The organism is Mesorhizobium sp. GW821-FHT04C10, from assembly GCF_059420305.1.
Window position 1 is genome coordinate 4,661,858 of sequence record NZ_JBWKTL010000001.1, and the last position, 20,092, is coordinate 4,681,949.

17 protein-coding genes are annotated in these 20,092 nt (G+C 62.4%); 2 read left to right on the forward strand and 15 right to left on the reverse strand.

The window, feature by feature from the left end; genetic code table 11:
• From rpsS to rpsL, 10 genes are all read right to left on the reverse strand, one after another.
• On the reverse strand, positions 1 to 279 hold the full coding sequence (gene rpsS, locus AC07UC_RS22655; RefSeq protein WP_006205463.1) for a 30S ribosomal protein S19: 279 nt from the start codon (positions 277 to 279) through the stop codon (positions 1 to 3).
• A 16-nt stretch (positions 280 to 295) separates the two neighbouring features.
• On the reverse strand, positions 296 to 1,129 hold the full coding sequence (gene rplB, locus AC07UC_RS22660; protein WP_010909276.1) for a 50S ribosomal protein L2: 834 nt from the start codon (positions 1,127 to 1,129) through the stop codon (positions 296 to 298).
• A gap of 22 nt (positions 1,130 to 1,151) precedes the next feature.
• Positions 1,152 to 1,445, reverse strand: a complete 294-nt coding sequence (locus tag AC07UC_RS22665) for a 50S ribosomal protein L23 (RefSeq protein ID WP_010909275.1) — start codon at positions 1,443 to 1,445, stop codon at positions 1,152 to 1,154.
• The gene (gene rplD, locus AC07UC_RS22670; protein WP_019857964.1) at positions 1,442 to 2,062 is read right to left on the reverse strand and encodes a 50S ribosomal protein L4; all 621 of its coding nucleotides are present in this window, start codon (positions 2,060 to 2,062) and stop codon (positions 1,442 to 1,444) included. The genes AC07UC_RS22665 and rplD overlap by 4 nt, the downstream gene beginning before the upstream one ends.
• Positions 2,062 to 2,790 (reverse strand): 50S ribosomal protein L3, encoded by a 729-nt coding sequence (gene rplC / locus AC07UC_RS22675; RefSeq protein WP_494907466.1) that lies wholly within the window; start codon positions 2,788 to 2,790, stop codon positions 2,062 to 2,064. Before rplC ends, rplD begins: the two co-directional genes overlap by 1 nt.
• A gap of 61 nt (positions 2,791 to 2,851) precedes the next feature.
• Complete coding sequence (rpsJ, locus tag AC07UC_RS22680; RefSeq protein WP_010909272.1) at positions 2,852 to 3,160, reverse strand: 30S ribosomal protein S10; 309 nt, start codon at positions 3,158 to 3,160, stop codon at positions 2,852 to 2,854.
• A 69-nt stretch (positions 3,161 to 3,229) separates the two neighbouring features.
• Positions 3,230 to 4,405 carry an elongation factor Tu gene (tuf, locus tag AC07UC_RS22685; RefSeq protein WP_010909256.1) on the reverse strand — a complete coding sequence of 392 codons (1,176 nt, stop codon included), beginning with the start codon at positions 4,403 to 4,405 and terminating at the stop codon, positions 3,230 to 3,232.
• Between the two features lie 67 nt (positions 4,406 to 4,472).
• Complete coding sequence (fusA, locus tag AC07UC_RS22690; protein WP_140777457.1) at positions 4,473 to 6,563, reverse strand: elongation factor G; 2,091 nt, start codon at positions 6,561 to 6,563, stop codon at positions 4,473 to 4,475.
• A 29-nt stretch (positions 6,564 to 6,592) separates the two neighbouring features.
• A complete protein-coding gene (gene rpsG, locus AC07UC_RS22695; RefSeq protein ID WP_008875664.1) occupies positions 6,593 to 7,063 on the reverse strand; it encodes a 30S ribosomal protein S7 in 471 nt (156 codons plus the stop codon).
• A 60-nt stretch (positions 7,064 to 7,123) separates the two neighbouring features.
• A complete protein-coding gene (gene rpsL / locus AC07UC_RS22700; protein ID WP_006333356.1) occupies positions 7,124 to 7,495 on the reverse strand; it encodes a 30S ribosomal protein S12 in 372 nt (123 codons plus the stop codon).
• Between the two features lie 473 nt (positions 7,496 to 7,968).
• Between rpsL and AC07UC_RS22705 the strand changes: the two genes are divergently transcribed.
• Both AC07UC_RS22705 and AC07UC_RS22710 read left to right on the forward strand, forming a co-directional pair.
• Entirely contained in the window at positions 7,969 to 8,250 is a 282-nt protein-coding gene (locus AC07UC_RS22705; protein ID WP_140777459.1) for a transcriptional regulator, read from the forward strand.
• Between the two features lie 114 nt (positions 8,251 to 8,364).
• Entirely contained in the window at positions 8,365 to 9,300 is a 936-nt protein-coding gene (locus tag AC07UC_RS22710) for a Gfo/Idh/MocA family protein (protein ID WP_494907467.1), read from the forward strand.
• Positions 9,301 to 9,333: 33 nt separating this feature from the next.
• Here AC07UC_RS22710 and AC07UC_RS22715 read toward each other — a convergent pair whose 3' ends face one another.
• The 5 genes from AC07UC_RS22715 to rplJ all read right to left on the reverse strand — a co-directional run bounded on the left by AC07UC_RS22715 (position 9,334) and on the right by rplJ (position 19,928).
• Positions 9,334 to 9,999 (reverse strand): O-methyltransferase, encoded by a 666-nt coding sequence (locus tag AC07UC_RS22715; protein ID WP_494907468.1) that lies wholly within the window; start codon positions 9,997 to 9,999, stop codon positions 9,334 to 9,336.
• A gap of 253 nt (positions 10,000 to 10,252) precedes the next feature.
• Complete coding sequence (rpoC, locus tag AC07UC_RS22720) at positions 10,253 to 14,449, reverse strand: DNA-directed RNA polymerase subunit beta' (protein WP_140777465.1); 4,197 nt, start codon at positions 14,447 to 14,449, stop codon at positions 10,253 to 10,255.
• 129 nt (positions 14,450 to 14,578) lie between these two features.
• The gene (gene rpoB, locus AC07UC_RS22725) at positions 14,579 to 18,715 is read right to left on the reverse strand and encodes a DNA-directed RNA polymerase subunit beta (protein WP_494907469.1); all 4,137 of its coding nucleotides are present in this window, start codon (positions 18,713 to 18,715) and stop codon (positions 14,579 to 14,581) included.
• A gap of 262 nt (positions 18,716 to 18,977) precedes the next feature.
• On the reverse strand, positions 18,978 to 19,355 hold the full coding sequence (rplL, locus tag AC07UC_RS22730; RefSeq protein WP_006202136.1) for a 50S ribosomal protein L7/L12: 378 nt from the start codon (positions 19,353 to 19,355) through the stop codon (positions 18,978 to 18,980).
• A gap of 54 nt (positions 19,356 to 19,409) precedes the next feature.
• Complete coding sequence (gene rplJ, locus AC07UC_RS22735) at positions 19,410 to 19,928, reverse strand: 50S ribosomal protein L10 (protein WP_019857958.1); 519 nt, start codon at positions 19,926 to 19,928, stop codon at positions 19,410 to 19,412.
• Positions 19,929 to 20,092: the final 164 nt, after the last annotated feature.

Genomic DNA, 20,092 nt, shown 5'->3' on the forward strand with positions numbered 1-20,092 from the left:
TTATTTCCTCTTCGCCTTCTTATCCGCGCCGTGACCGTAATAGGTCCGCGTCGGAGCGAATTCACCGAACTTATGACCGACCATGTCCTCGTTCACCGAAACGGGAACATGCTTCTGGCCGTTATAGACACCGAAGGTGAAGCCGACGAACTGCGGCAGGATGGTGGAGCGACGGCTCCACATCTTGATCACCTCATTGCGACCACCTTCACGAACCTTGTCCACCTTCTTGAGAAGGTAGCCGTCGATGAAGGGGCCTTTCCAAATAGAACGAGTCACTTGGCGTTACCTCTTCTTAGCTCTTGCGCTGATGGCGCGAGCGCAGGATGAACTTGTCGGTCGCCTTGTTGGACCGCGTCTTCTTGCCCTTGGTCGGCTTGCCCCACGGGCTGACCGGATGACGGCCACCGGAGGTGCGGCCTTCACCACCGCCGTGCGGATGGTCGACCGGGTTCATGGTCACGCCGCGATTGTGCGGACGCTTGCCGCGCCAAACCGTGCGGCCGGCCTTGCCGTCGTTGATGTTGCCGTGGTCGGGGTTCGACACGGCACCGACGGTGGCCATGCAGGAGCCGTGAACGACACGCTGCTCGCCCGAGTTGAGGCGCAGGATCGCCATGCCCTGGTCGCGACCCACGAGCTGGGCGTAACCGCCGGCCGAACGGGCAACCTGGCCGCCCTTGCCCGGCTTCAGCTCGATGTTGTGGACGATCGTGCCGACCGGCATCGATGCCAGCGGCATCGCATTGCCCGGCTTCACGTCGACCGCTTCGCCAGCCACGATCTTGTCGCCGGCGGCAAGGCGCTGCGGGGCGATGATGTAGGACAGCTCGCCATCGTCGTACTTGATCAGCGCGATGAAGGCGGTGCGGTTCGGATCGTATTCAATGCGCTCGACCGTGCCGACGACGTCGAACTTGCGGCGCTTGAAGTCGATGATGCGGTACGAACGCTTGTGACCACCGCCGATGAAGCGGGCGGTGATGCGGCCGTAATTGTTGCGGCCGCCCGACTTGGTCAGGCCCTCGGTCAGACCCTTGACGGGCTTGCCCTTGTAGAGGCCCGAGCGGTCGACGATGACCAGCTGGCGGGTGCTCGGCGTTACCGGGTTGAATTTTTTCAGTGCCATTGTTCTGTCCTCGCGGCCTTGCTCAGAGACCCGTCGCGACGTCGATCGACTGGCCGTCGGCCAGCGTCACGATCGCCTTCTTGACGTCGCTCTGGCGGCCGATCGTGCCGCGGAAGCGCTTGATCTTGCCCTTGCGGACAAGCGTGTTCACGGCCATCACCTTGACGCCGAACAGCGCTTCGACGGCGGCCTTGATTTCCGGCTTCGACGCCTTCTTGGCGACGTTGAAGACGACCTGGTTCTGCTCGGAAGCCATGGTCGACTTTTCGGTGATCGCCGGGCTGACGATCACGTCGTAGTGACGAAGGTCGGTCATTTAAAGCGCTCCTCGAGAGCCTCGACGGCGGCCTTGGAAAGGACCAGCGTGCCGCGGCGCAGAATGTCGTAGACGTTGATGCCCTGGATGGGCAGTACGTCGATGTTGGGGATGTTGGTCGCGGCCAGCTTGAAGTTCTTGTCAAGCTCGGCACCACCGATCACCAGGGCATTGCTCAGGCCCAGGGTCGCGAAATTCGCGATCAGCGCCTTGGTCTTGGCCTCGGTCAGCTTCAGCTCGTCGATGACGATGATCGACGCACTCTTGGCCTTGGCCGAGAGAGCATGCTTCAAGCCCAGAGCGCGCACCTTCTTCGGCAGGTCGTGCTCGTGGCTGCGAACGACCGGGCCGTGGGCCTTGCCGCCGCCGCGGAACTGCGGAGCGCGTGCCGAGTGGTGACGGGCGCGGCCCGTACCCTTCTGCTTGTACATCTTGGCGCCGGTGCGCGCGATTTCGGCGCGGCCCTTGGCCTTGTGCGTGCCCTGCTGCTTCTTGGCAAGCTGCCAGCGCACGACGCGCTGCAGGATGTCCTCGCGCGGATCAAGGCCGAAAATCTCCTCGGAGAGTTTCACCTTGCCGGCGTCCTTGCCGCCAAGCGTTGTGATCTTGAGATCCATTATTCCGCTCCCTCTGTGGCCGGAGCCTCGTTCTTAGCAGCACTTACTGCTGCAACTGGGCGGATCGCGGCGGGCTTCGGCGCATTGGCCGGCAGTGCCACCTTGGCCGCATCGCGGACCAGGATCCAGGCGCCCTTCGATCCGGGAACCGCTCCGCGGATCAGGATCAGGCCGCGGTCGGCATCGGTCGAGACGATCTCGACGTTCTGCGTGGTGACGCGGGTGTCGCCCATATGGCCGGCCATCTTCTTGCCCTTGAACACCTTGCCGGGGTCCTGGCGCTGGCCGGTCGAACCGTGCGTACGGTGCGAGACCGAGTTACCGTGCGTCGCGCGGCCACCACCCATGTGGTGGCGCTTGATGACGCCCTGGAAACCCTTGCCGATCGTCGTGCCCGTCACATCGACCTTCTGGCCGGCGACGAAGTGCTCGACGGTGATCTCGGCGCCGACATCGATCATGTTGTCGGCGGAGACGCGGAACTCGGCGACCTTCGCCTTCGGCTCGACGGAAGCGGTCGCGAAATGGCCGCGCATCGCCTTCGACGTGTTCTTCACCTTGGCGAGGCCAACGCCGAGCTGAACGGCGGTGTAGCCATTCTTCTCCTGCGTGCGCTGCGCCACGACCTGGCAGTTCTCCATCTGGAGAACAGTGACGGGAACATGTTCCCCGGCATCGTTGTAGATGCGGGTCATTCCCACCTTCTTTGCAATCACACCTGAACGCATCGGTTCAATTCCTTTAGAGTTCCGGGCCAGGGGCACCGCCCCTTACCGCGCTCTCATTCCCTCAGAGCTTGATCTCGACGTCGACGCCGGCGGCCAGATCGAGCTTCATCAAAGCATCGACGGTCTGCGGGGTCGGATCGACGATGTCGAGCAGACGCTTGTGCGTGCGCATCTCGAACTGCTCGCGGCTCTTCTTGTCGACGTGAGGCGACCGGTTGACCGTGAACTTTTCGATCCGCGTCGGCAGCGGAATGGGGCCGCGGACGTTTGCGCCGGTGCGCTTGGCCGTCGACACGATTTCCTTCGTCGAGGCGTCGAGCACGCGGTGATCAAACGCCTTCAGGCGGATGCGGATATTCTGTCCGTTCATGCGTCACTTCCTTGTTCTGGCGCGGCGCGGGCAACTTCCGCGCCCGCGACAGATCGGTTTAAGTCCAAATTACTCTTTGATGGTGACGACGATGCCGGCACCGACGGTGCGGCCGCCTTCACGGATAGCGAAGCGCAGCTTCTCTTCCATGGCGATCGGCACGATCAGCTCGACATCGACCGTGATGTTGTCGCCAGGCATAACCATCTCGGTGCCAGCCGGCAGCGACACGATGCCGGTCACGTCCGTCGTGCGGAAGTAGAACTGCGGGCGGTAGTTGGTGAAGAACGGCGTGTGACGGCCACCTTCGTCCTTGGTCAGGATGTAGGCTTCGGCCACGAACTTCTTGTGCGGCTTCACCGTGCCCGGCTTGGCCAGAACCTGGCCGCGCTCGACACCTTCACGATCAACGCCGCGCAGCAGCGCGCCGATGTTGTCGCCAGCCTGGCCCTGATCGAGCAGCTTGCGGAACATTTCCACGCCCGTGCAGGTCGTCTTGGTCGTCGGACGGATGCCGATGATCTCGAGTTCCTCGCCAACCTTGACCACGCCGCGCTCGACGCGGCCGGTCACGACCGTGCCACGGCCCGAGATCGAGAACACGTCCTCGATCGGCATCAGGAACGGCTTGTCGAGCGGACGAACCGGCGTCGGGATGTAGGCGTCGACCTGAGCCATCAGCTCGCGGATCGCGTCCTCGCCGATCGTCTTGTTCGAATCCTCAAGAGCGGCCAGCGCCGAACCCTTGACGATCGGAATGTCGTCGCCGGGGAACTCGTTCTTCGACAAAAGCTCGCGAACCTCGAGCTCGACCAGTTCGAGCAGCTCGGCGTCGTCGACCTGGTCGACCTTGTTCAGGAACACCACGATCGACGGCACGCCGACCTGACGGGCGAGCAGGATGTGCTCGCGGGTCTGCGGCATCGGGCCGTCAGCAGCGGAAACCACCAGGATCGCGCCGTCCATCTGCGCGGCACCGGTGATCATGTTCTTCACATAGTCGGCGTGGCCGGGGCAGTCGACATGGGCGTAGTGGCGGTTGGCCGTCTCGTATTCGACGTGAGCCGTCGAGATCGTGATGCCGCGCGCCTTCTCTTCCGGCGCCGCATCGATCTGGTCGTAGCGCTTGTACTCGCCAAAATACTTCGTGATCGCCGCCGTCAGCGACGTCTTGCCATGGTCAACGTGACCAATCGTGCCGATGTTCACATGAGGCTTAGTGCGCTCGAATTTACCTTTTGCCATGTGATGTCTCCATTTCCTGCTCGCCCATGCGGGCTTTGAATTGCGTTACCGCGGCAGCTCTTTCGAGTTACGCGTACTTTTTCTGGACTTCCTGGGCGACCGCGGTCGGAACCGGCTCGTAGTGATCGAATTGCATCGTGTAGGCCGCGCGGCCCTGGCTCATCGAGCGCAGGTTGTCGACGTACTTGAACATGTTGGCGAGCGGCACCATCGCGTTGATGACGACGGCCACGCCACGCGCTTCCTGGCCCTGGATCTGGCCACGACGGCCGTTCAGGTCGCCGATGACGCTGCCGACATAATCTTCCGGCGTCACGACCTCGACCTTCATGATCGGCTCGAGCAGCTGCACGCCAAGCTTGGGTGCGGCTTCACGGAAGCAGGCACGGGACGCGATTTCGAAGGCCAGGACCGAAGAGTCGACGTCGTGGTAAGCGCCGTCGATCAGCGTCGCCCTGACGCCGATCATCGGGAAGCCCGCGAACGGACCAGCGCCCATGACGCTCTGGATGCCCTTCTCGACGCCCGGAATGTATTCCTTCGGCACGGCGCCGCCGACGATCTTGGACTCGAACACGAAGTCTTCGCCCTCGGCATTCGGCTCGAACACAACTTTCACGCGAGCGAACTGGCCGGTACCGCCGGTCTGCTTCTTGTGGGTGTAATCCTGCTCGTGCTTGCGGGTGATCGTCTCGCGATAGGCCACCTGCGGAGCGCCGACATTGGCTTCGACCTTGAACTCGCGGCGCATGCGGTCGACGATGATGTCGAGGTGCAGTTCGCCCATGCCGGAGATGATGGTCTGGCCGCTTTCCTCGTCGGTCTTGACGCGGAAGGACGGATCCTCGGCAGCCAGGCGATGAAGGGCGAGGCCCATCTTTTCCTGATCGTTCTTGGTCTTCGGCTCGATAGCGATCTGGATGACCGGATCGGGGAATTCCATGCGCTCGAGGATGACCGGGTGCAACGGATCGCACAGCGTATCGCCAGTGGTCGTGTCCTTGAGGCCGGCCAGGGCAACGATGTCGCCGGCGAAAGCTTCCTCGACGTCGGCGCGCGAATTCGCATGCATCTGCAGCATGCGGCCGATGCGCTCCTTCTTGCCCTTGACGGTGTTGTCAACGGAGACGCCCTTGGTGAGCTTGCCTGAATAGATACGGGCAAAGGTCAACGAACCGACGAACGGGTCGTTCATGATCTTGAAGGCGAGCATCGAGAGCGGCTCGTTGTCATCCGCATGACGCTCGATCTCAGCATCGGTCTTGGCATCGACACCCTTGATGGCGGGAACGTCGGCCGGCGACGGCAGGTATTCGACCACGGCGTCGAGCAGCGGCTGCACGCCCTTGTTCTTGAAAGCCGAGCCGCAGAACATCGGGTAGAACTTGACCGCGATCGTGCCCTTGCGGATCAGCGAACGGATCTCGTCATTAGACGGCATCTTGCCTTCGAGGTAGTTCTCGAGGGCCGTCTCGTCCATTTCGACGGCGGCTTCGATCATCTTCTCGCGGTATTCCTCGGCACGAGCCTTGAGGTCGGCCGGGATCTCGACGATGTCCCAGGCAGCGCCCAGGGTCTCGTCACGCCAGACAAGCGCGTTCATCTCGACGAGGTCGACGACACCCTTGAACTCGGTCTCGGCGCCGATCGGCAGCTGCATGACGACAGCCTGCGCGCCGAGGCGCGAGCCGATCATCTCGACCGAGCGATAGAAGTCGGCGCCGATCTTGTCCATCTTGTTGCAGAAGATCATGCGCGGCACGCGGTACTTGTCGGCCTGGCGCCAGACGGTTTCCGTCTGTGGCTCGACACCGGCGTTGGCGTCGAGCAGCGCGATGGCGCCGTCGAGCACGCGCAGCGAACGCTCGACTTCAATGGTGAAGTCAACGTGTCCGGGAGTGTCGATGATGTTGAAGCGGTGCATCTTGCCGTCGCGACCCTTCCAGAAGGTCGTGGTCGCGGCGGACGTGATAGTGATGCCGCGTTCCTGCTCCTGCTCCATCCAGTCCATGGTGGCAGCGCCGTCGTGCACTTCGCCGATCTTGTGCGACTTGCCCGTGTAATAGAGGACGCGCTCGGTGGTCGTCGTCTTGCCGGCGTCAATATGCGCCATGATACCGAAATTGCGGTAGTCTTCGATTTTGTATTCGCGGGCCATCGTAGCTGCCTCTCAGTCCTGTTCGCGCTTTACCAGCGGTAGTGTGCGAAAGCGCGGTTGGCTTCAGCCATCTTGTGGGTGTCTTCACGCTTCTTGACGGCGGTGCCGCGGTTGTTGGCCGCGTCCATCAGCTCGCCCGAGAGGCGGTCGACCATGGTGGTCTCGTTGCGGTTGCGAGCAGCCGCGATCAGCCAACGGATGGCCAATGCCTGGCGGCGCTCGGGACGCACGTCGACCGGAACCTGGTAGGTGGCGCCGCCGACGCGACGCGAACGCACTTCCACATGCGGCGCGACATTGTCGAGCGCCTGATGGAAGACGGTGACCGGCTCCTGCTTGGTCTTCGACTGGACCTGGTCGAGCGCGCCATAGACGATGGTCTCGGCGACCGACTTCTTGCCGTCATACATGACGGCATTCATGAACTTGGTAACGATCAGATCGCCGAACTTCGGGTCCGGATTGATCTCACGCTTTTCTGCACTGTGACGACGCGACATGGCTTTTGTCTCTCAATCTCGTAGCCCGACGCATTGAAGCAGCGCCAGGGCCGGAAAATCTTACTTCGGACGCTTTGCGCCGTACTTCGAACGGCGCTGCTTGCGGTTCTTCACGCCCTGCGTGTCGAGCACGCCGCGGATGATGTGGTAGCGGACGCCCGGAAGATCCTTGACGCGGCCGCCGCGGATCATCACCACGGAGTGCTCCTGAAGGTTGTGACCTTCGCCGGGGATGTAACCGATCACTTCAAAACCATTGGTCAGGCGGATCTTGGCCACCTTGCGCAGCGCCGAGTTCGGCTTCTTCGGCGTCGTTGTATAGACGCGCGTGCAGACGCCCCGCTTCTGCGGGTTCTGCTGCATGGCCGGGACCTTGTTGCGCTTCACCGGCGCAATGCGCGGCTTGCGGATCAGCTGGTTGACGGTAGGCATTAAACCCTCTTGTCTCTCAATTCCGTGTCTCGCCCGGTCAGGGCCGCTCAAAGCGTCATTTCCATACGCAAATTCGGGCCACAAACCGCGCCTCGCGGTCTTGCCCGAACAAATGGCAGAGGAAGCGGAAGCCGCTTCATGCACGCCGGAAATGTCTTTTCGCTCGTAAAACGAACCCTGTTTGAAGCAAACTCCAAAGCGTGTCGCTTCGGAAAGGAGAGCCTCACATCGGTTCTGACTGGCCGGCTTCTACTCGCAAGCCCGCGAAGCGTCAACCCCGCAACGGCAAATATTGCATTGAAGCCCTGGCTTGGCAGCCATGCGAAAACCGCATGTAATTTTCTTTCGCCAGTTTGCAAGGGCGAGGAAGAAAGTGACCGGTTTTTGGCTTTTGCGCGACCTCGCTTCATGCGAAAAGCCGCCTGAGCAACTCAAAATCCCCTCGCCTGCCCTTTGCCAGGAGGAATCAGTCCGTGAACGACAATGAAGAACGCCCGGTCACCATCATTACCGGCCGGGTGTGGAAGCGCAAAGGCGGCAAAGCGGAGGGGGTGCATGTCATGCTGGTCGCTCCCGATGACGATTCGGCGGTGCGCCGCGCTCTCGAATCGCTTGCCGCGGAAGGTTACGCGGAGGCCGAGCTCGACCAGATCGGCGACATGGAAGGCGTACCCGATGACGAGCCGCACCTGTCGGCCTACCAGGGCGCGCTCGAAGGCGAAGTGTCGATCGTCACCTTCGACGAGCCGATCTGAGAATCATGTCCGGACGCGGCTGACGTCGGCCAGACCGATGCTCCATCCATTGCAACTTGCCAGGCTATCGTCTCACGCCTGGAAAAAATCTGCCCTTCCTATCTCGGAGCCCCCATGTCCTCGAACAGCAATCCCATCAAGATAGGCATTGTCGGCGTCGGCAAGATCGTGCGCGACCAGCACCTGCCGGCCCTGGCGAAGGACCAGAACTATCGCCTCGCCGCCGCGGCAAGCCGGCACGGCAAGGTCGACGGCATCCCGAATTTTCCCACCATCGAGGCGATGCTTGACGCAGTGCCGGAGCTCGACGCCGTCTCGCTCTGCATGCCACCGCAATTCCGTTACGATGCCGCGCGCACCGCGATCGAGGCGAAGAAGCATGTCTTCCTGGAAAAGCCGCCGGGCGCCACGGTCAGCGAGGTCGAGGATCTGAAGGTGCTGGCCGCGAAAAACGGCGTCTCCCTGTTCGCCAGCTGGCACTCGCGCTATGCGCCGGCGGTGGAGGCCGCGCGCAGCTTTCTCGCATCGACCCGGATCCGCTCGGCTGCGATCGTCTGGAAGGAAGATGTGCGCCGCTGGCATCCGAACCAGGACTGGATCTGGGCACCGGGCGGCTTTGGTGTCTTCGATCCCGGCATCAACGCGCTGTCGATCGTGACCCACATCCTGCCGGCGATGTTCATCACGTCGGCCGTGCTCGACTTTCCCGAAAACCGCGCTGCCCCGGTCGCGGCGCAAGTCACCTTCCGCACCTCGAACGGATTGCCGGTGACGATGGACCTCGACTGGCTGCAGACCGGCCCGCAAAGCTGGGACATCCTGGCCGACACGGATGCAGGCAAGATGGTGCTTTCCGGCGGAGGCTCGAAGCTCGCTATTGACGGCCATGTCGTTCATGACGAGCCGGAAGCGGAATACCCGATGCTTTACAAGCGTTTCGCGGAGATCGTGCGCGCCGGAGCCTCGGACGTCGATCTCGCGCCGCTGCAGCATGTCGCCGACGCCTTCATGCTCGGGAAGCGCAATGTGGTCGAGGCGTTTTTTGACTGAACAGGGATGCGCCGGCCGACCGTCGCTCGATTTTCAACTGACAATCGCAATCGCAAAGCCATCATATCCCTTGGCGCCGACTGTCTGGATGGCGGTGCCATCCAGACGCTTGTCGCCGCCGATGAACGAGAACGCCGCCCGGGCGCCCACGACATTGGCGTCATGGCCACCCTTATCGATCACCGCGCCGTCGCGGATGACATTGTCGCAGATGATCACCGTCCCCGGCCGCGAAAGCCGCATGGCCCAGGACAGGTAGTTCGGGTTGTTCGGCTTGTCGGCATCAATGAAGATGAGATCGAACGGCCCGGCATTCTCAGCGCTTAGCGCCGCAAGCGACTGAAGGGCCGGCCCGACCCGCAACTCCACGCGCTCCGACACGCCCGCACGGACAAAATTAGACCCCGCGACCTTGGCGTGGTGCGGATCGAGTTCAAGCGTCACGACCTTTCCGTCCATGGGCAACGCTCGCGCCATCCAGATCGTGGAGTAACCGCCCAGCGTGCCGATTTCGAGGATCTTCTTCGCTCCCTGGATTCGCGCGAGGAGCGAAAGCAGCTTGCCCTGCGCCGGCGAGACGTCGATCGGCGGTAAACCTTGGTCACGATTGGTCGCCAGGACAGCGTCGAGGGCGGGATCCGCCTCGAGCAGGGCATCAACGATGTAGTCATCGACAGCGGCCCAGGTTTTCCTGCTCATCGTTTTCTTCTCCGATCGAAAGCCGAAACGCGAAAGGTGGGACCCAGTGGGCCCTCTTACCGTCATGGATACCAACTTCGCCGCGCCCCGGAAAACAAAAAGGCCGCCGGGTTGCCCCGACGGCCCTGTTGCCTGAGATTTCCGAGAGCGGTTCATCGTTTCAAGGAAACGCCGAACCGCTCTATCTTTTGTTGTGGCGCAATTCCGGACGGAAAACCGCTTTGCACTTTTCCTGGAACTGCTCCCGCCGCGCTTACTGCGCGGCGGTTGTCATATCGGCCAGCATCGGCTCGGCGACTTCCACACCGGAGGCCTTGCGGCGCTCGTCGATGATAAGTTCGTCGCGCGAGGTGGCGATGCGCCGGATCTGGCTCATCGTGCCGCCCGTACCGGCCGGGATCAGCCGGCCGACGATGACGTTTTCCTTCAAGCCCTGCAGCATGTCGGTCTTGCCGGCAACCGCGGCTTCCGTCAGCACCCTGGTCGTCTCCTGGAAGGAGGCGGCCGAGATGAAGGACGGCGTCTGCAGCGAGGCCTTGGTGATACCGAGCAGCACCGGCTGGCCTTCGGCCGGCTTCTTGCCGTCTTCGATCAGACGCTCATTGACCTCTTCCAGCTCGATCACGTCGACGTGGTCGCCCGGAATGTAGGTCGAGTCGCCCTGCGTGGTGATCTCGACCTTCTGCAGCATCTGGCGGACGATCACCTCGATGTGCTTGTCGTTGATCGACACGCCCTGCAGGCGATAGACTTCCTGGATCTCGTTGACGAGGTAGGACGCGAGTGCCTCCACGCCCTTGATCGCCAGGATGTCGTGCGGCGCCGGATTGCCGTCGAGGATGTAGTCGCCCTTCTCGATGACGTCGCCGTCCTGGAGATGGAACGGCTTGCCCTTCGGGATCAGGTATTCGACCGGCTCGAGCGTCGAGTCATGCGGCTCGATGATGATGCGGCGCTTGTTCTTGTAGTCGCGGCCGAAGCGGATCGTGCCATCGATCTCGGCGATGATGGCGTGATCCTTCGGACGACGTGCCTCGAACAGTTCGGCAACACGCGGCAGACCGCCGGTGATGTCCTTGGTCTTGGCGCTTTCCATCGGGATACGCGCCAGCACGTCGCCGGGACGAACCTGCGCACCCGGCTCGACCGAGAGAATGGCCTCGACCGAGAGCAGGAAGCGGGCATCGCCACCCTTCGACAGCTTGCCGACCTTGCCCTTGGCGTCCAGAATGGCGATCGCCGGCTTCAGGTCGTTGCCGCGCGGTGTCGAACGCCAGTCGATGACCTCACGCTTGGTGATGCCGGTCGACTCGTCGGCCGTTTCCTGAACGGAAATGCCGTCGACCAGATCCTCGTACGACACCTTGCCCTCGATTTCGGTGAGGACCGGGCGGGTGTAGGGATCCCACTCGGCGATACGCTGGCCACGCTTCACCTTGTCGCCATCGTCCACGAAGATGCGCGAACCATAGGTGACACGGTGCGTGGCGCGCTCCTTGCCGGCTTCGTCGAGGATCAGCACCGCCATGTTGCGGCCCATGACCATCTGCTGGCCGTCGGAGTTGCGCACCACATTGCGGTTGCGGATCTCGACCTTGCCCTCATAGGAGGCTTCAAGGAACGAAGAGTCCACCACCTGCGCGGTACCGCCCATGTGGAAGGTACGCATGGTGAGCTGGGTGCCCGGCTCGCCGATCGACTGCGCCGCGATGACGCCGACGGCTTCACCCTGGTTGACCGGGGTGCCGCGCGCCAGATCGCGTCCGTAGCAGACCGCGCACACGCCAACCCTGACCTCGCAGGTCAGTGCCGAGCGGATGCGGACCGACTGGACGCCGGCCTTTTCGATCTGCTCCACGTCGCGCTCGTCCATCAGCGTTCCGGCCTTGACCAGCAGGTCGCCGGTCACCGGATGGTTGATGTCGTCGAGCGCGGTGCGGCCCAGCACGCGCTGGCCGACCGAAGCAACGACCTGACCGGCATCGACGATCGGCTGCATGGTGAGGCCCTTGTCGGTGCCGCAATCCACGGAGTTGACGATGCAGTCCTGCGCCACGTCGACTAGGCGGCGGGTGAGATAACCCGAGTTCGCCGTCTTCAAGGCGGTATCGGCCAGACCCTTGCGGGCGCCGTGGGTCGAGTTGAAGTACTCGAGCACGGTCAGGCCTTCCTTGAAGTTCGAGATGATCGGCGTCTCGATGATTTCACCCGACGGCTTGGCCATCAGGCCGCGCATGCCGGCGAGCTGACGCATCTGGGTGGGCGAGCCACGCGCACCAGAGTGCGACATCATGTAGATCGAGTTCATCGGCTTCTGACGGCCATTGTCCTCGAACTCGACCGCCTTGATGCGGGCCATCATTTCGTCGGCGACCTTTTCCGAGCACTTGGCCCAGGCGTCGACGACCTTGTTGTACTTCTCGCCCTGGGTGATCAGGCCGTCATTGTACTGCTGCTCGTATTCCTTGGCCAAAGCCTCGGTGTCGGAGACCAGCTTGATCTTGGTATCCGGGATCAGCATGTCGTCCTTGCCGAACGAAATGCCGGCACGGCAGGCGTGAGCGAAACCGAGCGCCATGATGCGGTCGCAGAAAATGACCGTCTCCTTCTGACCGCAATGGCGGTAGACGGTGTCGATCATCTTGGAGATGTTCTTCTTGGTCATCTCCTGGTTGGCGGTCTCGTAAGGCACGTTGACGTTCTTCGGCAGAAGCTCGCCGATGATCATGCGGCCAGGCGTGGTGTCGTGGATCTTCGACACGACCTTGCCTTCGGCGTCGACCGTGCGGAAGCGACCCTTGATCTTGGCGTGCAGGGTCACCGCCTTGGTCTCGAGCGCATGCTGGAGTTCGCCCATATCGGCAAACACCATGCCCTCGCCCGGCTCGTTCTGGTTGACGATCGAGAGATAGTAGAGACCCAGAACCATGTCCTGCGACGGCACGATGATCGGCGCGCCGGAAGCCGGGTGCAGGATGTTGTTGGTCGACATCATCAGCACGCGGGCTTCAAGCTGCGCTTCCAAGGACAGCGGCACGTGAACAGCCATCTGGTCACCGTCGAAGTCGGCGTTGAAGGCCGTGCAGACCAGCGGATGCAGCTGGATCGCCTTGCCTTCGATCAGGATCGGCTCGAACGCCTGGATGCCGAGGCGGTGCAGCGTCGGCGCGCGGTTCAACAGCACCGGATGCTCGCGGATGACCTCGTCGAGGATATCCCAGACCTCCGGGCGCTCCTTCTCGACCAGCTTCTTCGCCTGCTTGACGGTCGAGGAATAACCCTTGGCGTCAAGACGGGCGTAGATGAAGGGCTTGAACAGTTCGAGCGCCATCTTCTTCGGCAGGCCGCACTGGTGCAGCTTGAGCTCCGGACCGGTCACGATGACCGAACGGCCGGAATAGTCGACGCGCTTGCCGAGCAGGTTCTGGCGGAACCGGCCCTGCTTGCCCTTGAGCATGTCGGACAGCGACTTCAGCGGACGCTTGTTGGCGCCGGTGATGACGCGGCCGCGACGGCCGTTGTCGAACAGCGCATCGACAGCTTCCTGCAGCATGCGCTTTTCATTGCGCACGATAATGCCGGGAGCGCGCAGTTCGATCAGCCGCTTCAGACGGTTGTTGCGGTTGATGACGCGGCGATAGAGGTCGTTCAGATCGGACGTGGCGAAACGTCCACCATCCAGAGGAACCAGCGGGCGCAGGTCCGGCGGGATGACCGGAACCACCTTCATGATCATCCATTCCGGACGGTTGCCGGATTCCATGAAGTTCTCGACGACCTTGAGCCGCTTCAGATACTTCTTCTGCTTCAGCTCGGACGTGGTCGAAGCCAGTTCCGAACGCAGGTCGCCGGCGATCTTCTCCAGGTCCATGCCGGCCAGGAGGTCATGAATGGCCTCGGCGCCGATCATGGCGGTGAAAGAATCCTCGCCATATTCGTCGACGGCGATCATGTACTCTTCCTCGCTGAGCAGCTGGTGCTCCTTCAGCGCGGTGAGGCCAGGCTCGGTGACGATGTAGTTCTCGAAGTAGAGGACGCGCTCGATGTCCTTCAGCGTCATGTCGAGCAGCGTGCCGATACGCGAGGGCAGCGACTTCAGGAACCAGATGTGAGCGACGGGAGCGGCGAGCTCGATATGGCCCATGCGCTCGCGACGGACGCGCGACAGCGTGACTTCGACGCCGCACTTCTCGCAGATGACGCCCTTGTACTTCATGCGCTTGTACTTGCCGCACAGGCACTCATAGTCCTTGATCGGGCCAAAAATGCGCGCGCAGAACAGACCGTCACGCTCCGGCTTGAAGGTGCGGTAGTTGATGGTCTCCGGCTTCTTGATCTCGCCGAACGACCAGGACAGAATCTTCTCAGGGCTGGCCAGTGAGATCCGGATGGAATCGAACACCTGCGCAGGCGCCTGCGGATTGAAGAGATTCATGACCTCTTGGTTCATGCCGTTCTCCTTTTCGGGGTCCTCGAAAACCCCTTGCATCTAACGCGAGCCAAACGCCCGCCGTCTTTGTCGGCCACTGGCCGTCGAATTCGTCTGGCGCGCCGCGGCTTGCGCGGCGCGCCGTAACCTTTACTCGGCCGCGTCGGGCAACCGGACAGGGTTGTCGTCGAGCTTGGTGTTCTCCAGCTCGACATTGAGGCCGAGAGACCGCATTTCCTTGACGAGCACGTTGAAGCTCTCCGGAATGCCTGCCTCGAACGTGTCGTCGCCGCGCACGATCGCCTCGTAGACCTTGGTGCGGCCGGCGACGTCGTCCGACTTCACCGTCAGCATTTCCTGCAGCGTGTAGGCGGCGCCATAGGCTTCCAGCGCCCAGACCTCCATTTCGCCGAAGCGCTGGCCGCCGAACTGCGCCTTGCCGCCCAGCGGCTGCTGGGTGACGAGCGAGTACGGACCGATCGAACGCGCGTGGATCTTGTCGTCCACCAGGTGGTGAAGCTTGAGCATGTAGATATAGCCCATCGTCACCTTGCGATCGAACGGCTCGCCCGTGCGTCCGTCATAGAGTTGCGACTGACCTGATGTGTGCAGGCCCGCCTGCTCGAGCATGATGTTGATGTCAGCCTCGTGTGCGCCGTCGAACACCGGGGTCGCGATCGAGACGCCGCGGCGCATCTGCTCGCTGAGGCGAACAATGCTCTCGTCGTCATATTCGCGAACCGGCTCGTTGCGGTCGTTGGCCGGCATGAAGCTCTCGAGCGTCTTGCGCAGCGGCTTGATGTCGCCGGCCGCCTTGTACGTGTCGATCAGCTCGCCGATCTTCTTGCCCATGCCTGCGCAAGCCCAGCCCAGGTGCGTTTCCAGGATCTGGCCGACATTCATGCGGCTCGGCACACCCAGCGGGTTGAGCACGATATCGGCATGCGTGCCGTCCTCGAGGAAAGGCATGTCCTCGACCGGAACGATGCGCGACACGACACCCTTGTTGCCGTGACGGCCGGCCATCTTGTCGCCCGGCTGCATCTTGCGCTTCACCGCCACGAAGACCTTGACCATCTTCATGACGCCCGGAGGCATTTCGTCGCCGCGCTGCACCTTCTCGACCTTGTCCATGAAGCGCTGTTCGAGCGCCTTCTTGGAGTCGTCGTATTGGCCACGCAGGGCTTCCAGTTCGCTCTGGAGCTTTTCGTTCTCCACGGCAAACTGCCACCACTGCGAACGCGGATACTCGTCGAGCGTATCCTTGGACAGCGTCGAGCCCTTCTTGAAGCCCTTCGGTCCGGCAATCGCTTCCTTGCCGACGAGCACGTCGGAAAGACGCGCGTAGACGTTGCGGTCCAGGATGGCCTGCTCGTCGTCACGGTCCTTGGCGAGGCGTTCGATCTCCTCGCGCTCGATCGCCATGGCGCGCTCGTCCTTCTCCACACCGTGGCGATTGAACACGCGCACCTCGACGACGGTGCCGAAAGTGCCCGGAGGCATGCGCATCGAGGTGTCGCGCACGTCGGAAGCCTTTTCGCCGAAGATGGCGCGCAGAAGCTTCTCTTCCGGCGTCATCGGGCTTTCGCCCTTCGGCGTGATCTTGCCGACCAGGATGTCGCCCGGCTGCACTTCCGCGCCGATGTAGACAATGCCGGCTTCATCGAGGTTCTTCAGCGCTTCTTCCGAAACGTTCGGAATGTCGCGCGTGATTTCCTCCGGACCGAGCTTGGTATCGCGCGCCATGACCTCGAACTCCTCGATATGGATCGAGGTGAAGACGTCGTCGGCGACGATGCGCTCGGAGAGCAGGATCGAGTCCTCGTAGTTGTAGCCGTTCCACGGCATGAACGCGACCAGCACGTTGCGGCCGAGCGCCAGATCACCGAGCTCCGTCGACGGACCGTCGGCGATGATGTCACCCTTGTTGACCCGGTCACCCATACGCACCAGCGGACGCTGGTTGATGCAGGTGTTCTGGTTCGAACGCTGGAACTTCATCAGCCGGTAGATATCGACGCCGGACTTACCCGGATCGAGATCCTCGGTGGCGCGGATAACGATACGCGTCGCATCCACCTGGTCGACGATGCCGCCGCGGCGGGCGCCGATGGCGGCGCCCGAGTCACGGGCGACGATCGGCTCCATGCCGGTGCCGACGAACGGCGCCTCGGCACGCACCAGCGGCACGGCCTGACGCTGCATGTTCGAGCCCATCAGCGCGCGGTTGGCGTCGTCGTTCTCGAGGAACGGGATCAGGGCCGCGGCCACCGACACCATCTGCTTGGGCGAAACGTCCATCAGGTCGACGTTTTCGCGCGGCGCCATCATCACTTCACCGGCACTGCGGCAAATGACGAACTCGTCGACGAAGCCGCCATTCTTGTCGAGCTCGGCGTTGGCCTGCGCGACATGGTGCTTGGCTTCTTCCATCGCCGAGAGATAGACGACGTCATTGGTCAGCTTGCCGTCGACGATCTTGCGGTACGGGCTCTCGATGAAACCGTACTTGTTGACGCGTGCGAAGGTGGCCAGCGAGTTGATCAGGCCGATATTCGGGCCTTCCGGCGTCTCGATCGGGCAGATACGGCCGTAATGCGTCGGGTGCACGTCGCGCACCTCGAAGCCGGCGCGCTCGCGGGTCAGACCGCCCGGTCCAAGCGCCGACAGGCGGCGCTTGTGGGTGATCTCCGACAGCGGGTTGGTCTGGTCCATGAACTGCGACAGCTGCGAGGAGCCGAAGAACTCGCGCACGGCGGCGGCCGCCGGCTTGGCGTTGATCAGGTCCTGCGGCATGACCGTGTCGATCTCGATCGAGGACATACGCTCCTTGATCGCGCGCTCCATGCGCAGCAGGCCGACGCGGTACTGGTTCTCCATCAGCTCGCCGACAGAACGCACGCGGCGGTTGCCGAGATTGTCGATGTCGTCGATCTCGCCCTTGCCGTCGCGCAGTTCGACCAGCGTCTTGACCACCGCCAGGATGTCGTCCTTGCGCAGCACGCGCACGGTGTCCTCGGCCTTGAGTTCGAGGCGCATGTTCATCTTGACGCGGCCGACAGCCGACAGGTCATAGCGCTCGCTGTCGAAGAACAGCGAGTTGAACATGGCTTCGGCGGTCTCGAGCGTCGGCGGCTCGCCCGGGCGCATGACACGGTAGATGTCGAACAGTGCGTCCTGGCGGCTCTCGTTCTTGTCGACGGCGAGCGTGTTTCTGATATAGGCGCCGACATTGACGTGGTCGATGTCGAGGATCTTGATCTCCTGCTCGCCGGTGCCGAGCAGCACCTTGAGCGTCTTTTCGTCGATCTCGTCGCCGGCCTCGAGGAAAATCTCGCCGGTGGCGTAGTTGACGATGTCCTCAGCCAGATAGTTGCCGAGCAGATCCTCGTCGGTTGCCTTGATCGCCTTGAGGCCCTTTTCGCCAAGCGCCCTGGCCTGGCGGGCGGTGATCTTCTTGCCTTGCTCGACAACGATCTCGCCCGTGTCGGCATCGACCAGGTCGCCGACGGCCTTGAGGCCGCGGAAGCGCTCGACGTTGAACGGAATGCGCCAGTGGTCGCCGGCGCGCACATAGCTGATCTTGTTGTAGAAGGTCGACAGGATCTCTTCGCCGTCCATGCCGAGCGCCATCAGCAGCGACGTCACCGGAATCTTGCGGCGGCGGTCGATGCGGGCGTGCACGACGTCCTTGGAATCGAACTCGATGTCGAGCCAGGAGCCGCGATAAGGAATGACGCGCGCGGCGAACAGAAGCTTGCCCGACGAGTGCGACTTGCCCTTGTCGTGGTCGAAGAAGACGCCCGGCGAACGGTGCATCTGCGAGACGATGACGCGCTCGGTGCCGTTGACGATGAAGGTGCCGTTCAAGGTCATGAGCGGCATGTCGCCCATGTAGACGTCCTGCTCCTTGATGTCCTTGATCGACTTGGCGCCTGTATCCTCGTCAATATCGAACACGATGAGGCGCAGCGTCACCTTCAGCGGCGCAGCATAGGTCAGGTCGCGCTGACGGCATTCGTCAACGTCGAATTTCGGTCCTTCGAACTCGTACTTCACGAACTCCAGCATCGAGGAGCCGGAAAAATCGGAGATCGGGAAGACCGACTTGAAAACAGCCTGCAGTCCCTCGTCCGGACGTCCGCCCTTGGGCTCGTCCACCATCAGGAATTGGTCATAGGATGCCTTCTGAACCTCGATCAGGTTCGGCATCTCCGCAACTTCCGGAATCTTTCCGAAGAACTTGCGTACGCGTCTGCGGCCATTGAAAGTCTGGGTCTGGGCCATCGTCGCTCCTTAGCTCTAAACTCGGGGCGGACCTCGCCGCGGTCCGCCTTGCATACCGAGCCGCCTGGGCGGCGGCTCTCTGTCTGTTCTCCGTCCGCCCAACGAATTGCTTGTCGGCGGCCGGCTAAAACGGGAGAAAACCCGTTTCCTGAAGGCCGGTTGCGGCCCTCAGGAAAGAGGTTCTCGTACATCTCGCGCTACGCGTCCTCCCTCCATGCGAAGGGAGTGGCGGACGGCGCGAGGCCGCCCGCCGCTTTTACGCTTACTTCAGGTCGACCTTGGCGCCGGCTGCTTCCAGCTGGGCCTTGAACTTGTCAGCGTCGGCCTTGGAAACGCCTTCCTTGACCGGCTTCGGAGCCGCTTCGACCAGGTCCTTGGCTTCCTTGAGGCCAAGACCGGTGATGGCGCGGACTTCCTTGATGACGTTGATCTTCTGAGCGCCAGCGTCGGTGAGGACGACGTCGAATTCCGTCTTTTCCTCGACCGGAGCAGCAGCAGCGGCAGCGCCGCCGGCAGCGGCAACCGCCACCGGAGCAGCAGCCGAAACGCCCCACTTTTCTTCCAGAAGCTTCGACAGCTCGGCCGCCTCGAGGACGGTCAGCTTCGAAAGGTCGTCTACGATCTTTGCGAGATCAGCCATTGTTGTATTCCTTCGTTAGGTTCGAACGTGTGTTTTTGATAGCGAGGAACGGCCTCATGCCGCCTCGTCCTTCCGGGCGTAAGCGCCGATGACGCGCGCGACCGAGGCCGCTGGCGCATTGACGATCTGGGCGATCCGGGTTGCCGGCGTGGCGATCATGCCAACCAACCTGGCGCGCAGCTCATCGAGCGACGGAAGTGTGGCGAGTGCCTTCACACCGTCGGCGTTGAGCGAGGTGGTGCCCATAGCGCCTCCGAGAATGACAAGCTTGTCATTTCCCTTGGCGAAATCGGACGCGACCTTCGGCGCCGCAATCGGATCCTCCGAATAAGCAATCAGCGTCTGTCCCTTGAACAGATCGATGATCGATGCGGAGTCCGTGCCCTGAAGAGCGATTTTGGCGAGACGGTTCTTCGCGACTTTAACGGTGCCACCGGCAGCGCGCATTTTCGACCGAAGGTCGTTCATTTGCGCGACGGTGATACCGGCATAGTGGGCCACGACGACTGAACCTGCGTTTCCGAACGCTTCGTTCAGGCCCGTGACGAGTTCGCGTTTTTCCGCTCTGTCCACTGCCTATCTCCAGTTGACCCCTGCCCTATTTCGAGGACAGGCGTCGGGTTGCCTTTTGCCGGCCGGGCCATCCAGTAACGGATCTCCCGAACGACGCTCGAGGATCCTGCCCCCTTTCGCCACACCGCCGGCAAGCCGACGATGCGCAGACAAAAGGCAAACAC

What these genes read in the sequence shown, in the direction of transcription:
- rplB (WP_010909276.1), bottom strand. Translation starts at nt 1,129, where the DNA reads ATGGCACTGAAAAAATTCAACCCGGTAACGCCGAGCACCCGCCAGCTG.
- AC07UC_RS22665 (WP_010909275.1), bottom strand. Translation starts at nt 1,445, where the DNA reads ATGACCGACCTTCGTCACTACGACGTGATCGTCAGCCCGGCGATCACC.
- rplD (WP_019857964.1), bottom strand. Translation starts at nt 2,062, where the DNA reads ATGGATCTCAAGATCACAACGCTTGGCGGCAAGGACGCCGGCAAGGTG.
- rplC (WP_494907466.1), bottom strand. Translation starts at nt 2,790, where the DNA reads ATGCGTTCAGGTGTGATTGCAAAGAAGGTGGGAATGACCCGCATCTAC.
- rpsJ (WP_010909272.1), bottom strand. Translation starts at nt 3,160, where the DNA reads ATGAACGGACAGAATATCCGCATCCGCCTGAAGGCGTTTGATCACCGC.
- tuf (WP_010909256.1), bottom strand. Translation starts at nt 4,405, where the DNA reads ATGGCAAAAGGTAAATTCGAGCGCACTAAGCCTCATGTGAACATCGGC.
- fusA (WP_140777457.1), bottom strand. Translation starts at nt 6,563, where the DNA reads ATGGCCCGCGAATACAAAATCGAAGACTACCGCAATTTCGGTATCATG.
- rpsG (WP_008875664.1), bottom strand. Translation starts at nt 7,063, where the DNA reads ATGTCGCGTCGTCACAGTGCAGAAAAGCGTGAGATCAATCCGGACCCG.
- rpsL (WP_006333356.1), bottom strand. Translation starts at nt 7,495, where the DNA reads ATGCCTACCGTCAACCAGCTGATCCGCAAGCCGCGCATTGCGCCGGTG.
- AC07UC_RS22710 (WP_494907467.1), top strand. Translation starts at nt 8,365, where the DNA reads ATGTCCTCGAACAGCAATCCCATCAAGATAGGCATTGTCGGCGTCGGC.
- AC07UC_RS22715 (WP_494907468.1), bottom strand. Translation starts at nt 9,999, where the DNA reads ATGAGCAGGAAAACCTGGGCCGCTGTCGATGACTACATCGTTGATGCC.
- rpoC (WP_140777465.1), bottom strand. Translation starts at nt 14,449, where the DNA reads ATGAACCAAGAGGTCATGAATCTCTTCAATCCGCAGGCGCCTGCGCAG.
- rpoB (WP_494907469.1), bottom strand. Translation starts at nt 18,715, where the DNA reads ATGGCCCAGACCCAGACTTTCAATGGCCGCAGACGCGTACGCAAGTTC.
- rplL (WP_006202136.1), bottom strand. Translation starts at nt 19,355, where the DNA reads ATGGCTGATCTCGCAAAGATCGTAGACGACCTTTCGAAGCTGACCGTC.